This window comes from Streptomyces sp. bgisy027 (genome assembly GCF_057710365.1).
Genome location: NZ_JBYIVZ010000014.1, coordinates 1 through 15,727, shown reverse-complemented (window position 1 = coordinate 15,727; position 15,727 = coordinate 1). Strand labels below are relative to the sequence as shown.

10 protein-coding genes and 2 pseudogenes are annotated in these 15,727 nt (G+C 71.5%); 7 read left to right on the top strand and 5 right to left on the bottom strand.

Translation table 11 applies throughout. The features are described from left to right. Positions 1-199: 199 nt before the first annotated feature. Together AC3ETA_RS16270 and AC3ETA_RS16265 are read right to left on the bottom strand one after the other, a co-directional pair. Positions 200-862 (bottom strand): response regulator, encoded by a 663-nt coding sequence (locus AC3ETA_RS16270; RefSeq protein WP_432193596.1) that lies wholly within the window; start codon positions 860-862, stop codon positions 200-202. Next, positions 837-2,009 carry a sensor histidine kinase gene (locus tag AC3ETA_RS16265; RefSeq protein WP_432193595.1) on the bottom strand — a complete coding sequence of 391 codons (1,173 nt, stop codon included), beginning with the start codon at positions 2,007-2,009 and terminating at the stop codon, positions 837-839. The genes AC3ETA_RS16270 and AC3ETA_RS16265 overlap by 26 nt, the downstream gene beginning before the upstream one ends. 174 nt (positions 2,010-2,183) lie before the next feature. Here AC3ETA_RS16265 and AC3ETA_RS16260 point away from each other — a divergent pair, with 174 nt between their 5' ends. Continuing rightward, positions 2,184-4,454, top strand: a complete 2,271-nt coding sequence (locus tag AC3ETA_RS16260; protein ID WP_432193594.1) for an MMPL family transporter — start codon at positions 2,184-2,186, stop codon at positions 4,452-4,454. Positions 4,455-4,478: 24 nt separating this feature from the next. On the opposite strand, the pseudogene AC3ETA_RS16255 reads toward AC3ETA_RS16260, so the two are convergent. After that, positions 4,479-4,728, bottom strand: a pseudogene (locus AC3ETA_RS16255) (ISAzo13 family transposase); the annotation flags it as partial. Between the two features lie 24 nt (positions 4,729-4,752). Continuing rightward, on the bottom strand, positions 4,753-6,243 hold the full coding sequence (locus AC3ETA_RS16250) for a hypothetical protein (protein ID WP_432193593.1): 1,491 nt from the start codon (positions 6,241-6,243) through the stop codon (positions 4,753-4,755). A gap of 275 nt (positions 6,244-6,518) precedes the next feature. On the opposite strand from AC3ETA_RS16250, the gene AC3ETA_RS16245 reads away from it, so the two are divergent. The 6 genes and pseudogenes from AC3ETA_RS16245 to AC3ETA_RS16220 form a co-directional block, all read left to right on the top strand. After that, positions 6,519-9,932: a WD40 repeat domain-containing protein gene (locus AC3ETA_RS16245; RefSeq protein ID WP_432193592.1), complete on the top strand. Its 3,414-nt coding sequence runs from the start codon at positions 6,519-6,521 to the stop codon at positions 9,930-9,932. Then, positions 9,929-11,560, top strand: a complete 1,632-nt coding sequence (locus AC3ETA_RS16240; protein WP_432193591.1) for a TolB-like translocation protein — start codon at positions 9,929-9,931, stop codon at positions 11,558-11,560. The genes AC3ETA_RS16245 and AC3ETA_RS16240 overlap by 4 nt, the downstream gene beginning before the upstream one ends. Positions 11,561-11,706: 146 nt before the next feature. Beyond that, a complete protein-coding gene (locus AC3ETA_RS16235; RefSeq protein ID WP_432193590.1) occupies positions 11,707-12,759 on the top strand; it encodes a nucleotidyltransferase family protein in 1,053 nt (350 codons plus the stop codon). Continuing rightward, a complete protein-coding gene (locus tag AC3ETA_RS16230; RefSeq protein WP_432193589.1) occupies positions 12,756-14,081 on the top strand; it encodes a hypothetical protein in 1,326 nt (441 codons plus the stop codon). Before AC3ETA_RS16235 ends, AC3ETA_RS16230 begins: the two co-directional genes overlap by 4 nt. Before the next feature lie 21 nt (positions 14,082-14,102). Then, positions 14,103-14,675, top strand: a complete 573-nt coding sequence (locus tag AC3ETA_RS16225; protein ID WP_432193588.1) for an SLATT domain-containing protein — start codon at positions 14,103-14,105, stop codon at positions 14,673-14,675. 116 nt (positions 14,676-14,791) lie between these two features. Continuing rightward, a pseudogene (locus tag AC3ETA_RS16220) lies at positions 14,792-15,044 on the top strand (cation transporter); the annotation flags it as partial. A gap of 132 nt (positions 15,045-15,176) precedes the next feature. On the opposite strand, the gene AC3ETA_RS16215 reads toward AC3ETA_RS16220, so the two are convergent. Beyond that, positions 15,177-15,392, bottom strand: coding sequence for a hypothetical protein (locus tag AC3ETA_RS16215; protein WP_432193587.1), 216 nt, complete (start codon positions 15,390-15,392; stop codon positions 15,177-15,179). Positions 15,393-15,727 lie beyond the last annotated feature (335 nt).

Here is a 15,727-nt window from a genome sequence, read left to right as displayed (position 1 = left end):
CTCCGCCTCGCCTTCCACACGGCGCGTGCTCAACGAGGCCAATCCGGAACTCGTTCGGGCCGTAGCAGCTGGCAGGGCGGACTTGCCGATCCCGGCTTCACCGCGAAGGACCAGAACGCCGCTGCGCTTCCTCCTCGCCGAGCCGACCGGTGCACTGATGTCCGGGCGGGGACTCATGGGACTTGGCCCGGCACCCGGCTCAGGTTGCGGGGAGGATACGGCGCGTTTCGTAGGCCCACATCGCGATCTCGACCCGGTTGCGGGCGCCGAGTTTGGCCATCAGGCTGGCCAGATGCGTCTTCACCGTGCTGAGGCTGATGTGCAGTGCGTCGGCGATCTCGGTGTTGGTCAGCCCGCGAGCTACGGCGAGGAGCACCTGCTCCTCGCGGGCGGTGACGGGGGAGACCGGCTGGGCCGCGGGCCGGCCGGCGGGCAGGTCCGCGAATGCCTGGAGCAGACGGACGGTGACGCTGGGCGCGATGAGCGCCTCACCGTCGGACGCCGACCGTACGGCCTGCGCCAGAAGGTCCGGTCCCGTGTCCTTGAGGAGGAATCCGCGGGCGCCGGCACGCAGTGAGCCGTAGACGTACTCGTCGAGGTCGAACGTGGTGATGACGACCACGGCCAGGGGGTCGGCGACGCCCGGGCCGGCGAGCAGTCGGGTCGCCTCGAGCCCGTCGAGTACGGGCATGCGGATGTCGAACAGGCAGACGTCGGGGTGCAGTTCGCGGGCCAGGCGTACGGCTTCCCCTCCGTCGGCCGCCTCGCCGACCACCTCGATGCCGGGCTGGGCGTTCAGCATGATCCGCAGCCCGGTGCGGATGATCGTCTGGTCGTCAGCGACGAGGACGCGAATGGACACCGCTCTCGCTCCTCGCTCTCGGCAGTTCGGCTTCGACATGCCAGCCCTGGTCGGTGCCCGGGCCGGCTCGTAGTGTGCCGCCGAGCAGGGTCGCGCGCTCGCGCAGTCCGGTGAGTCCGTATCCGTCGTGGCTTCGGCCGGTGCGCCGGCCGTTGTCGCGCACGCTCACCCTCACCGAGTGCCGTTCCGCGGCGACCCGGACGACGAGATCGGTCGCGTCGACCGCATGGCGCAGCGCGTTGGTCACCGATTCCTGCACGATCCGGTAGACGGCCGCGTCCACGGCCGGGGGCAGCGCGTCCAGTTCGCCGTCGAGCCCCAGGTCGACCCTGAGGCGGCCACCCGGGGTGCGCACCAGGCGCTCCAGATCCGCGACTCCGGCAGGGGGCGCCAGCTCGGCGTCGACCCCGTGGTCGCGCAGCGCGGCGACCATGGCGCGCATTTCCTCCAGCGTGCGCGCTCCTTCCTCCTCGACCCCCTCCAGCGCCTCGACGGCGGCGGACGGGTCGGCGCCCGCGAGCACCCGGCCCGCCTGGGCGATGATCACCATGGCCGACACGTGGTGGGCCACCGTGTCGTGCAGTTCCCGGGCGAGCTGCTCGCGCTCGCGGGAGCGCACCTGGTCCAACTGCCGCTCGCGAGCGGTCACCCGGAACCGCACGGCAGCCCCGACCACGCCGGGCAGCAGCAGGAAGACGAAGCCCACGACGTTCTCGACGACCGGGGTCTCGTCCGTGACGGAACACAGCGCGCTGGTCGCGAGGATCACCGCGCCGCCCAGCACGATCTCGCGTCCCGATCCCCACCGGGGCAGCGCGTACACCAGCACGAGCACGACCGTGCCGGTGTACAGGCCGACGGGCTCGCTCGGCGCGGCGACGAGCGAGGCCACCTGAAGCAGGATCACCGAGCCGAACGCCAGCGTCACCATCGCCAGCGGCCGGGTCCGGCGCCACAGGGGAAGCAGGCACAGCCATACGGCGAACACCACCGCCACCGGACGCCACACGACGTTATCGCGCAGGGTGGCCTCCAGCACCACACCGGCAAGGCCCGCGGCGAGCAGCGCCCAGTCCCGCCACACCCGGGCGGGCGCGTCGGGCGGCCGGGGTTCGGTCCACAGGGTTCGCAGGTCGTCTCGGAGCACGGTTCTCAGCGTAGGGACCGCGGCGTGCCGCGCATCGGCCGAAAGGACGGGGCGTCACTCCGACTTGAGGCCGACGGATCCGCGGCCCGCGAGCCGATGCCCCGGAGCGCCGTGGCGACGAGCCTCGGCATCGGCGGCCGTACAGGACGGCCGACGAGGTGGTTGGAGGACCCGATGCTCTCGAAAGCCCTGTTGCGCCTGGGCGGGGGCGCAGCCCGCCATCCCTGGCGGGTGATCGCGGCATGGCTGATCGTCGTCACGCTCGCGGTCCTCGCCGCCGTCGCCTTCGGCGGGCGGACCGCGGACTCGATGACCGCTCCGGGACTGGACTCCCGACGGGCCGCGGAACTGATCGAGCGGGCAGGCACCGGCCAGGAGGGGATGACCGCCCAAGTGGTCGTCACCACCCTCGACGACCGTGCGACGTTCTTCGACCGCGGCAGCGCGCGCACCGCTCTCACGCGGCTGCAGACCGAGGTGAAGCGGCTGCCGCACGTGCTCGGCACGAGCGACCCGGCGGGGGCACTCGACGCGGGCGAGGACACCGCCGTGCGCGGCGGCCCAGTCTCGGCCGACGGGCGGATCGCGGTCGTCCGGGTGCAGTACCCCGACCAGAGCCGGCTGTCGGCCGAGGACCTCGACGCCCTCGTCGATCTCGGCGACCGGTTGCGCGCCGAGTTGCCCCTGCGCATCGAGATGGGCGGAAACCTCTTCTACGTCTTCTCCGACGCCGACGGCGGCGCAAGCGAGCTGATCGGCCTCCTCGCCGCGGCCGCGATCCTGTTCCTGGCGTTCGGTTCGCTCGTCGCCGCCGCGCTGCCGATCGGCATGGCGGTCTTCGGGCTGACCGTCGGGGTCGCCACGATGACGGTACTGGCGGGGGTGACGGACGTCCCGACCTTCGCCCCCGTCCTGGGCAGCATGGTCGGGCTCGGAGTGGGCATCGACTACGCGCTGTTCGTGCTCGCCAGGCACCGGGAGTACCTCGCGCGCGGGCTCGATCCGCAGGCGGCGGCCGGACGAGCGGTGGCAACGGCGGGGCGGCCGGTGGTCTTCGCCGGCGGCACCGTCGTCGTGTCGATCCTCGGCCTGGCGGTCGCGAACGTGCCGTTCATGACGGTGGGCGGGGTTGCCGTCTCGATCGTTGTCCTGACGATGGTGCTGGCGTCGGTGACGCTGCTGCCGGCCTTCCTCGGCGCGGCGGGCCCGCGCCTGGCCCGGGCCGGCCGGATCGGCCGGGCGCTGCAGACCAGGAAGCCGGGCCGACTCGCACGGCGGCGGGACCCGGCGGCAGGCGCCGCCCACGCCGCCGGGTGGCGTCGCTGGATCGGGCACGTCAGCCGGCACCCGGTGCCGTACGCGGTCGGCGCGGCGGGGCTGCTGCTGACCGCGACGCTGCCCGTGCTCGGCCTGCGCGTCGGCCTGCCCGACGACGGCTCACTGCCCCCCAGCCGTACCGAGCGCCGCGCCTACGACCTCGTCGCCGAGGGGTTCGGCCCGGGCACCAACGGTCCCCTCGTCATCGCCGCGGACCCCGCCGGTGATCCGGGAGTGCTGGACCGACTCGTCGGGGCGGTCGCGTCGGATCCGGGCATCGCGTCCGTCGCGCCGACGCAGATCGATCGGGCCACCGGCATCGCGACCCTCGTGGTGTTCCCGACCACCAGCCCTCAGGACAAGGCCACGACCGACACCATCGCCCGGCTGCGCACCGACGTGCTGCCCACGGCGATCGGGCACGGCCCGGCCAGGGCCCACGTCGGCGGCGCCGCCGCGAGCCTGTCCGATGTGGGCCGACGCACCAGCGAACGCCTTCCGGTGTTCGTCGCCGCCGTGCTGGCGATGTCGTTCCTGCTGCTGATGCTGGTCTTCCGCTCGATACTCGTACCGCTCAAGGCGGTGCTGCTGAATCTGCTGAGCATCGGCGCGGCCTACGGCATCATGGTCGCGGTCTTCCAGTGGGGCTGGGGAGGCGCACTCATCGGGCTGGAAGCGACGGTTCCGATCGTGTCGTTCATCCCGATGTTCCTCTTCGCCATCCTGTTCGGCCTGTCGATGGACTACGAGGTGTTCCTCCTCTCCCGCGTACGCGAGGAGTACCTGCGTACCGGCGACAACGGCACGGCGATCGTCGAGGGCGTCTCGCGCACCGCCCGGATCATCACCTCGGCCGCCCTCATCATGGTGGCGGTCTTCCTGTCCTTCGCCGTCGCCGAGGACCCCTCCACCAAAATGTTCGGGCTCGGCCTGGCCACCGCGATCTTCATCGACGCCACGGTCGTACGCATGGTGCTGGTGCCGGCGACCATGACACTCCTCGGCCGGACCAACTGGTGGCTGCCGAGGTGGCTGGACCGGATGCTTCCCCGCGGCCCGGTCGGCACCGACGACACCGACGCGGAATCCGCGGGTGAGGCCCCGCGTCCACGACTGGTTGACCGTTGACTCAACTCCTGCCCGCCCTCGGCGGCGGAACCTGGCTGTCGAGGGTGTGATGGTGTAGCCGTGCTCGGCCAGGAGGGGCTGGACTTGGTGGACGTCCCTGGTGAGGGTGCTGCCGTTGACTCCGAAGAGCACCGCGAGCGCGGATGCGGTCGCCTCCTCGCGGCTGGAGCCGTCCTTGTTCACATAGCTCGTCCAGATCCGCGGCCAGTTGGTTGATGCGTTCGTCCAGCTCCGGTTCGGGCATGCCGGTCAGCCGCCGCGACGCCGCACCCGCGGGAGGCGCGCGGACTCCGGGTGCTCAGCCGTGTACGTCCTGGCAGCGTTCGTCGTAGTCGTCCGGGTGGCAGAAGATGCCCACGACCGAGTCGTCGATGGTGAGGCCGACGGCGCTGTAGGGCTCACGGGTCACGGTCACCGGGTCGCCGGGGGAGTGGCCCCGCTCGGACGTGTTGGCCGAGCGCACGGTGCCCTGGAGGGCGCCGCGGGGGCCTTCCTTGAGGGCGCCGGTGACGAGTCCGCCCCAGGTGGACGTGGATACGTCGTCACAGGGCGGGGCTTCGGTGGCGCAGTCGCGCAGGACTCGGTAGCGGTAGGTGAACTCGCCCTGGCGTGAGATTTTCAGCGTGCCCTGGGCCCAGCTCCAGGTCCCCGTGATGGCCGACAGTCCGTGTCCCTGTGTGGGGACCGGTTCAGGGGAGTGCCCGGACGGGGTGCCGAGCCAGACGCGGGTGCGGACGGGCGGGTGCCCGTCCGGTTCCGGATCGGTACCGAAGGCGAGCAGAGTGCCGTCGTATTCGGCCGCGGCGTTCACCCGCACCGACTGCCGGAAGCCGTCCTTGCCGCCGGTCGCCCTCGTCCAGCGTCGGCCGTCCGCGGAGTACCACAGGGCTCCGGTGCTCCTGGTGGACGACTCCGCCGACCCCAGCGCCAGGTATCCGCCCTGGACCGTGACGACCTGGCCGACCCTGGCACCCCCCGACGGACCGGCCGTGCCGGCGCGCACGGACAGCGGCATGGGGGGTTCCGGCTTGCGCCGCCAGGCCTCGCCGTCGGAGCTCTGCAGAGTGAAGGAGGCCGATGTGCCCCAGGCGTCCCTGCACTTCGCCCACACCGTGAACCCGTCCTCGTCGGCGAGGACGCCTGCTTCGGGGGCCTGGTCCGGCCACTGGGGGCAGACCACGTCGTGCGGCGCGCCGAAGGGTTCTGAATCCGTCGAGACCCAGATACGAAGGCTGCGGCCTCTCTGCCGGTCGGTCGTCGTGTCGAACGGTCCACCGTCGTGCCCCACCACGACGGCGCCGTGCGGTCCCAGGGCAGTGGCCAGCACCACGTCGGTGGCGCTGCCTGCGGGCAGGGTCTCGACCTTTCCCCACCGGCCCTTGCCTCGATGGCGCATGACCGCCGGAAGCTCCTCCCCGTCCCGGAAGAGCCGGCCGGCGGCGATGACGTCACCGTCCCGCTCGGCCAGGACGTCCACCGACATCTGCTGTGTCGACGGCCGGGACTCGCGCCAGTTGATTCCGTCCTCGGAGCGGTACAACTCCGATCCGCCGCTCTGTGTGCGGCCCGCGAGCAGGAATCCGTCCCTCGCCGAGACGAGCGAGCGGGCCGACAGCCCGAAGAACGCCGGGGGCAGTTCGGTCAGGGGGATCTGACGCCATTGCGCTGCGGCCGCGTCGGGACCTGGCCGGTTGTCGTCTCCTCCGCCTTGACAGGCGGGGAGCAGGAGAGCAGCGCCGAGCAGACACAGAAGTCGCCGGAGACGCCGGGGCGGGGTCTTGGAGGCCACTGCTCTCCTTCGATCGAGTGGTCGCTCGTGCCGGGAAAGAATGGCAGAGCCGCCGGGCGGCTGTGGCATATACGCACACACCTCGGAGAGTTCGAATTCCATCGCACATGAATGCGAATTGATGCTTCTGTTTCCCGTGTTCCTGGTGATGAGGTTGTGAACTCGCTCGGATGTCGAAAACCCGACTGTCCCTCAAATCCGGTTGATCCGGCGTCATTTGGGCCTGCTTGCTGCCAGGATGACCTCTCACAAATCGTGCAGCAGGAAAGGCAGTCGTGGCCGAAGAACGCATGCTCCCCTCCGCGGTACGCGAACTGCTGCACCGCTTGCCGCCCGAGACCAATGAATGGGATCTGTTGTCCCGGCTCATCGGGGAGAGCCAGTCGTTGTGGGGCTTTCTCACGCACTGCGTCGCGGAGGAGGACGCGACGACGCTGCGGCAGGTGATGGCCGACCGGACGCCGCTGCACGACGTGCTCGACGAGGCGCCCGGCTACGTCCAGTTACGGGAGCCCGTGGAGGCTCCGTTCGTCGACGGCGAGCCGGCGCCGGCCCGCGCCCTGCGCGCCTGTGCCGCCCTCGGCCTCGCTCTCGTCGGGGAGCCCGACGAGGCTGAAGGACATCTGCGGACCGGAACCTCCTGGCTGCTGCGCAGTGCCGCCGGGGCACCCGGGACGGACGAGGAGGCCGGCGCCCGGAGCCGGCCGGCCGGCTCGCCGCACGCTGAGCGGCTGGCCCGGCTGATGTCCGCCGACGGCGTTCCCGCCTCGGTCCGCGGGCACCTGGTGCTGGTGCTGCTCGCCCTTGACGGAGGGCTGCCCAAGCCTGTCAAAGGGCCACGGCTGACCGTGCTCGCCGACCGTGGCAGCGTCGGCGCGCGCTTCGAGCTCCGACTGGATCTGGTGCGCGGGCTGCCCCCGGGTCTGCTGCCGGATCCGCGCAGCATGTCGACCTTTCTGGGTGACGAGGGGTTCCGGCGCTCGCTCGACGACGCCTGGCGGACCGCGTACCCCGCGAAACTGGACGGAGCGGTGCTCTGGTCGCTGAGCAACGGTGACGGTCCCGTCGATCACGTGAACGATTCCTCATTCGGGGCGGCCTTCGCCGTCCTGCTCACGGAACTGGCCAGGATCAGGGGCAGCCGGCTCGGGCCGATGCGGGTTCGGAGGGTCAATCCCCGTACGGCGGTCGTCGGCGCGGTGTCCGCTTCCAATCCCCGGGTCATCGAGTCCGTGACCGGATACGAGACCAAGCTCAGCGTGGTGGAGGACGGCGAGCGGGTCGTCGTACCGGAGCGGGACAAGGACAAGGCACGCGAGATCAACGGGCAGGCCGACGTCGTCGGCGTGGTCACCGTGGACGAGGCCGCCAAGCAGGTCCGGCGTCTGGACAAGCGCGTGGTGTCCCGACTGGGGGCCGGCGTGCTGTCCACAGCTCTGGTCGCCTCGCTGGTGGCGTGGGGTGTCGCCAGCGGCGAGAACGAGAAGAACAACCGCCGGGCGGAGGCAGCCCGACTCGCCGCACAGGCCGTTCGCCTCAAGAGCAGCGAGCCGCGCACGGCCGGGCTGCTGGCCCTCGCCGGGTACGAGATCGATTCCGGGAACAAGGAGGCCAAGGACGCCATCCAGGAGGTCCTGGAGACCAACCGCAACACTGTGCGCAGTTGGGCGGCCGACGAGACCCTCGTGGACGTCCTTGCCGTCGACAACGCGGGCCACCGGGCGTACACCTCGGGTGCCGACGACGCGATCCGGGTCTGGGACACCCGGTCGGGGCGGAAGCTGGCCGAGGTGAAGGGGCGGGCGGCCGGACTCGCCCGCGGTGTCGAATCGGGCATCCTCGCCGCCCATGACGGCAGGGACCTGAGGCTCTTCGACGCGTCGGGCGACAGACCGCAGGCCCTGGGGACATTGAAGGCGCCGTCCTGCGTCGGGCCCTACGCTGAGATCGTGGGCATGGGCTTCACGGCCAACGGTTCCGCGCTCACCACCGTGTGGGACGAGGGCGCCGTGGCCACCGTCGACCCCGTCAGCCGCACGGTGACCAGTTGTGTGCGGTTGAAGGACATCGCCGGCACGAAGCTTCTCGCCCTGCTGCCGTCGGGCCGCATGGCGATCAGCGCCGACGTCGTGCCCGGCTCCTACGACGGCTCCGATCGCGCCGCCGACCAAGCCGTTCTCCTGCTCACGACGAACGACGTCGTGGCCGTGGACCTCCGGGCGAAGAAGGTGTCGCACCTCGTCCCGGCCGAGCAGGTCCCCGGCAACGCGACTGTGGTCCAGGCGGATGAAGACGTGGTGACCCTGGCCGCGGGTGGCGGGATCCTGGCCTGGGACCGCGCCACCCGCAGCAGAATCGCCTATCCGCTGGGCGGGTTGTCCACCCGCCCTGAAGCGATGGAACTCGACGGCGGCGACGTCGTGATCGCCGGGCCGAGCGGCACGGCCGTGATTCCCGTGGAGCCCGGACTCGACAGTTCTCCCGAGCCGCTGTCCGTGCCGAGCGGCGGGCGTTCCGTCGCCGCCGTGCGTGCCGAGGACGGAACGGTCGTGGCTGCGGGCGACGCCCGCGTCACCGTGCTCGGCAACCATCCCGTGCAGCGAGCCCTGCCCCCTGCCCAGCCGTCCACCGGCGTGGCCTTCGGCCCGGGACACACCCTGCTGCTCACCGACTTCATGACGAACACCTCTTACGGCGCCTACACGATCGACCTCGACTCCGCACCCGAGATGGCCGGCGCCGCGGCAGCCTCGTACGAGCCGGTCGTCGACTATCCCGCGTCGGCCGGGTACATCAACGGCCTCGCGATGACCGACAAGTTCGTGGCCGCCGCAGGCCAGAGCAGAGGCCTCGCTGCTGTGAACGTGTGGAAGAAGGACGGGTACCACCTCACGGAACTCCTCATGTCCCCCGAACAGGACCGCACACGCAAGCTTGAGGACCGCATCGTCGCCCAGGTCGGTTTCGTTCCGAAGGCCAACCTGATGGTGGCACGCAACGCCCTCGGAGACGTGGGTGTCTGGTCGACCCGCAACTGGCGGCGCCTCGGCACGATTTCCCTCCGTGGCGACTCCACAGCCATGGCGATCCAAGGCACGACGGGCATCTTCACCTCGGGCAAGGGGGCGAAGACCCGGCTGGTCATGGTGGACCTCGTGACCCGAGAGAAGCTGCGCACGGTTGCCGCTCCCGACGTCGTACGGCTGTCGATCTCGAAGGACGGGGCCCGGCTCGCCGCTCTCGCCTGGACCAGAGGCACCGTCAGTCTGCTCGACGCCAAGAAGCTGACTCCGCTGCGCAAACCCCTGCGTCTGCCCGTGGGGGAACTTCCCCAGGACATCGCGATCTCCCCGGACGGCCGGCTGGTGGCTTCGGCGATGGGGGACCACGTCCTCGTGCACAACCTCAGGACCGGGCAGCAGGCGATGCCGCCACTGCGCGACACCGATGGCAACACCGTGGTGCAGGTGCGGTGGTCACCGGACGGTGTCTACCTCACGGGAGCCGCTCTGCCGCCCCGGCGTGACCTCAGGCGCCCGGGCGGCGTCAACATCTGGAAGATGACGGAGGGCTCGCTCGAGCGGCGGATGTGCGACTGGACCGACGGCGGTCTGTCGCACAGCGAGTGGGAGAAGTACGTGGACGAGTCCGTGTCGTACATCGACCTGTGCAAGGGCGTGGCCGAGTGAACCGGCGCGGCGCATGGTTGAGACGGGCGGCGGCCCTGATCGCGGGGGCGGCGTTGCTGGGCGCGAGCTGTGACGTGCCCGGCGGTGGGGACGACGCATCGGACGGGAACGGGCCGGGAACCGCCCACGGAAGCGCTGTTCTCGCGTTCGTCCGGCCGCATGCACGGGAGATCGTTCTGGCGGACGCGGCCGGCCGGACCTGGCGGGGCGCACGGCTGAGCGCCGCCGCCGACGACGTCCGATGGTCCCCCGACGGATCGGCGCTGGCGTGGATCGACGACGAGAACGACAGCCCGGACGGACGCAGGCTGCACCGCCTCGACATGGCGACGAGCCGCGAGCGGACGACGCCCTGCCCTTGTCGGGGCGTCGGCTTCCTCGGCGACGACGTCGCCACACTGACCACCGACGGCGACGCGCTTCTCCTTTTCACCGCGCGCGGCCAGGTCCGACGCGCACCGCTCAGCGCCCCGCAAGGGGACTATGCCAAGGTCGCCGTCGGCGGCCGGGACGCGGTGACGATCGCCAGCCCGTTGCCCGAGCAGGAGGCCGGACGCGGTCAGTACCAGCTGCTTGCCGCCGACCGGTCCGGCACGGTCCGGCCGTTCCTTCCCGCCCGTGCGCCCACGTCGTTTCACGAGGGCCTGGCATCGCCCGACGGCCGGCACATCGGCTGGTACTCGGCCGACTCCGGCGGAGCCTGCTGGAACGTCGGCAATGTGTTGCTGGCGACCTACGGCGAAAAGGGCCGCGAGACACCCGAGCGCCCCGCCGACGCAGCGATGACCCGTGCCCTCCTCCAGGACCGGGTGACCGTGACCGGCCTCGCATGGGCAGGCGGCGGGCTCACCGTGACCTTCGGGCCGAACGTCGGATGCCAGGCCGTGCCGCCCGAGCGATTCGTGTCGTACCACCTGCGCGACGGTCGGTGGAGCTACCTCGGGTCAGGTATGCGGGCGGTCGGATACGGCGCCCAGGGGCGCATGGCACGGCTTCTGGTGCCCGAGCGGCCCCAGAAGCGGAAGGACGAAGAGTTCTACCTCCCGCTCCTCGGCGACCTGGAGTTCACGGACCGGAACGGCGAGCGCCATGTCCTGGGCTCTCGGGTGTCCGACTTCGTCTTCACCCCGGCTGAAACCGCGAAGGCGGCGACACCTGTCCCGGCGGCACAGCCCGAACAGAAGGGAGTGGCGCGCACGACCGACCGGGCGGAGCCGGTCCCGGCACATCTGCGGGCGCTGGCGCAGCGCATCAAGGATGCGGCCGCGAAGGACGACGCCGCCCGCCTCCTGGCACTGTGTGACCCCTGCGACGACGAGACCCGGACCGCTGTGCGTTCCGCCAAGGGCCGTGCGGAGCTGGTGCGGTTGCTGAGCAGCCATCCGGGGCTGACCGAGAACGGCCTTGTGTTCCCCGGGCTCGCGGCACACCGCTGCGTCGACGAGCCCGAGCAGGACATCACCTGCACCGCCGCACAGCTCCACGACATCGCCCTGCTGGACATTCCGGTGGCGGAGAGCACCGACACCTACCAGGGCCAGGTCTACGAGCCGGAATTCGGGCAGCGGCTGCAATTGCGGAGCGGATCGGGCGGCAAGGCCCTGTGGGTGGGAAGGTACGAGCCATGACCTGCACGGAAGACGTCGGGGGCGCCGGTCCGGTCGGGGGAGAGGCAGCGAATTGCCACTGCGGCCGGAACTGCCCGCCGTACTCGCCGGTCCGGGACACAGAGGAACGCCGCGCCGCTGACGGCCCGGTCATGGGAGGAGACCTGGTGGCCGGCGAACGCGTTCTCGGCTTCACCTACGTGCCGCCACAGGCAGGGCTTCCGGCCGCCGCACACCACGACCGCCTCCTGACCGAGGGCGACGGCCACGGTGCGCGGTCCGCACAACGCGCCGTCCCCGCCGCCCGGCCTCCGGGCGGCGGGGACGAGAGGCTCCCTCACGACAGACTGCCGGAGAAGGCGGTAGTGCCCGCCGCACGCAGGTCACCGTGTCTCCCGGCCGCCGTGAACGACCTCCTGGCCGACGGGTCCGCACCCTGGACGCGAGTGCTCCACCCCATCGCCCGGACCATACGCGCGGTCGGACACGAACTCTGGCTGAGCGGCGGGGCTCCCCGGGAACTGGTCGCCGGCCGCGGCCGCGAGGCGGTCAGGGACCTGGATCTGACGGGCACCGCACCGGCGGGTCGCTTCGCGGAGCTGGCCCGCCGCACGCTGGAGGAGGACGGCGAGACCTACGAGCTCAGAACCCCGGTGAGCCCCGACACTCTGGTCTGCACTGTGCTCGACACCGATCTGTCCAGCCCGCTGATCGAGTACCGGGGCCTGGGGCTGGGCGGCTTCGGGGTCCCGGCCACCGGCACCGATCTCGTTGCCGACAGCAGGCAACGGGACTTCACCGTCAACAGCATCCTCTACGACTTCGAGCGCCACCTCGTCATCGACGCCGGCGAGAACGGTCTACGGCACCTGTCGGCCCCGAAGCGCGCCCTGGTCCCCGTCGAGCGATCGACCGATCCCCTGGTCCGTGCCGCGCTGGCACTGCGGGCGGTGAAGTTCCTCGTGCGCTGGGAAAACGACGCCCCGGTGGACACGTGCGAACTCCGTTCCTGGACGGACGAGTTTCCCCACGACCTGGCAGGCCGCGTCCGAGAGCGGGGTGACCAGGCCTGGGCCCAGGTGCAGGCCCTCCACAACGAGTGCCTGGGCGATGTCCCCGCGGACCGGCAGACGGCCACGGCGAGCACGCTGGGGCCGGGCGTGGAGTACCTGCTCAAGACGCTGCTGGGGAGCACTGAACGGACGGCGGACCACCAGTGAGTGACACCGCCCCCGCCCCGCACCGGCCGCTCGCCCGCTGGGTCGCACGGCTCGGCATTGCCGGCTCCGAGCCCGGCACCCACCGCGTCACGGGCCCGGTGAACGACGGAGCCGAACGCACCGACGCACGGGCGCTTCCCTTGTTCCAGGACCCGGCCTGGCGAAGGACAAGCGTGAACGCCGGGCGGGACGACGGCCCGGCCGGCCGTACTCTGGCGCTCCAACACCCCGGACACGGCACGGTCTACGCCGAACTGGACGACTACGGCTGTCCCCTGCGGGTGAGCGCCGAGGGGACGGACCTGATCGCCCGCATCGAGCAGGGGTGGGACGCCCCGCCCACGGGGCCGGACGTCCTGCGGGTCCTCGGCGGAGAGAGCCTCGATCTCAGGCACGCCCTGCTGCACCGGCTGACGGTCGAGACCGACCCGCCCCCGGCCCTCTTCCACGCGCTGCCCTGGGCCGATCTGGACATGGTCGTGGGCAACGTCCTGACCATGCTCGACGAAACCGGGCCTGTCCGGCCTCCGGGCCGTGAACTCCGACACTGGTTCACCCCGGCGGCGAGGCGTCTGGCCGGCCCGTTGGCGGTCCTGGAACGCGGTATGCGGGAAGGCCGGGAGCCGGCAGCCCTGCGTCACGAAGCCGCGTCCCTCATGACCGGCCTGCTGGCCGCCCCGTCGGCGAGAATCCCCCCTCCCACCGCCCAGCGGCTCGCGCGGCTGGCTGAACGCCTGAGCGCACGGGACCCCCTCCTCCGGCACACCGCCCGGGTGATCGGCTCGCGCTTTCACGAGCCTGCGGCCGGACGCTCGCCTTCCCTGTCCCTCCGCCTGGATCCCGTGCTGCCCGCGGCGGCCCGTACGACCGGGGCCAGCTACCGAAAGGCCGTCCGGGACGAGCTGTTCGAGGCGAAGGCGGAGCACACCCCCGGCGGCCGCGTACGGGTGACCCTGACGTTCCCCGCCGACACGGACGAGGGCGCGTGGGCCGCCGTGGCCGACGACCTCGTGGCACCCCTGTTCGTCCGTACGGCGGACTCGGAACCGCGCCGCCTCTGGATTGCCCTGCGCAGGAGGGCTGGATCCCTGCTGGGGGTTCTCGACCTGTTCGCTCCGCCGGACCGATTCGAACTGGTCGCGGACGAGCCTGCCGTACCGTTCGCGGCGTTGCGCACCATCCCCGCGGTCGAACTCCTGCCTTCGCTGCGTGCCTCGTCCACGGCCACCCAGCGTCTGTGGGACGCAGCCGCGACGGCGCTTCCCGCAGGTCACTCCGTATCCGTGGCCCTCCGGCTCTACCGGGAGGATGTCACCGGCTGACACGGACGACGAGGAGACACGATGGCTGACACCTCACAAGCCGATCCCGGGGTCCGGCGGGCGGCGATCGCCGACGAGCTCCGACGGCTCGAGGAAAGCGCGATGTACAGCGCCCAGATGCAGTTCGAGACCGGAAAGCACTGGCGGGGTGTACACCTGATGCTGGGCATCCCGACCGGCCTGTTGGCAGCAGTGGCCGGTACGACCGTGTTGGTCGAATCGACCGGGCGCGTGGCGGCGGGCATCCTCGCGCTCGTTTCCGCCGGGCTCAGCGCCATCATGACCACAGTGAACGCGCCCCAGCGCATGACCCATGCGACGACCTGCGCAAACGCCTACCTGGAGGTGCAGACCGCCGCCCGGCAGGCCCGGACGGTGGACCTTCCGGTGCTGCCGGTCGATGAAGTCCGTGCCATGCTCGCGGAGTTGACCGCCCGTCGGGACGAGCAGAACCGCGCCGCGGACCCACCGGGCCGACGAGCGTACCGCCGCGCCCAGGCCAACATCCGGCATGGCGGGCAGACGTATGCCGTGGACCGTGGGCTCACCGTGACGACCTCGGACACGACGGAACCCTCGGCTCCGGCACCCTGAACGGCGGCCCTGCTTCCTGTCCTGCGGAAAGCGAGCCACCGCACCGGGCTTCGCTCAGAGTGCGGCCGTGCTCGATGTTCACCGCCCGATGACGTTGTAGGTGATGGTGGCCGCGCGAAGCCCGGCACTCCACACCCGGCATCGTCCTTGCCGCGCTCTCCCTCGCCGTCATACCGTTCCTGCCGGCGGCCCAGCGCCGCGCCGGCCGCGAACTCGGCTCCGCCTCGGTGGTGGCCGACTCCCAGCAGACCCTCCTGTGCACCTGTCTGTCCGACAGCCGCCCTGGTCATCGCCGCCGTCGCGGTCAAGGAGGGGCGCGAGGCGTGGCGCGGGGAGAGCTGCTGCGCCGTCCCACCGGGGGATCAGTGAAGAGAAGGGCCAGGAGGGTGCGTCGGCCACCGGCCGGGGGAGATCCGGGCGGGCTCGGCGGGCGCGCCCGTTGCCCGGCCGCGGGGACGGATGCCGGTGCCCCGCGGGCGTCGACGTGGCGGTCGGCGGCCCTCAGCCGGTCCCGCGATCCATGACGCGGCGAGCGGCCTCGGCCTCCGCGGCCGGCGGAGACAGTTCGTCGAGGGTGTCGAGTTCGTCGTCCGATTCCAGTTCGCGTTCCCAGGCCGCCGCGAGGCGTTCTTGCTCCTGGCGCGGCTTGGCGCCGACGGCCTCGCGCTGCCCCGGGTCCAGGGCTGCCAGGAATCGTCCGACCGGGTCGGTGCGCATATGGAGCTCCTTGCTGCCAGAACGGATGCCGCCCTGTTCCAGCATGGCTGACACTCCGACCACGCGCCGCCCGACACATCCGCGGAACACTCCGTTGGCCATTCGCGGCGGGCCGCAGGCCGCGCATCGACGGTTCATCCCGGTCGCGCCACGTCTGCCACCCCCGCTTCCGGAACACGGGGGTGACCCTCCGCCGGGCCGTGTCTGTCCTGACCACGGCCGCGGCGCAGCGATCAGTACTGCTCGGTCTCCACGAAACCGGCGTCCGCGTCGTCGTCGGCGCCGAAGGCGTCCGCGGCGGCGGTCGGGTCGAATCCGGGCGGGCTGTCCTTGAA

Excerpts from the sequence above, each read along its gene's own strand:
- AC3ETA_RS16225 (WP_432193588.1), top strand. The coding sequence starts at position 14,103 with ATGGCTGACACCTCACAAGCCGATCCCGGGGTCCGGCGGGCGGCGATC.
- AC3ETA_RS16260 (WP_432193594.1), top strand. The coding sequence starts at position 2,184 with ATGCTCTCGAAAGCCCTGTTGCGCCTGGGCGGGGGCGCAGCCCGCCAT.
- AC3ETA_RS16215 (WP_432193587.1), bottom strand. The coding sequence starts at position 15,392 with ATGCGCACCGACCCGGTCGGACGATTCCTGGCAGCCCTGGACCCGGGG.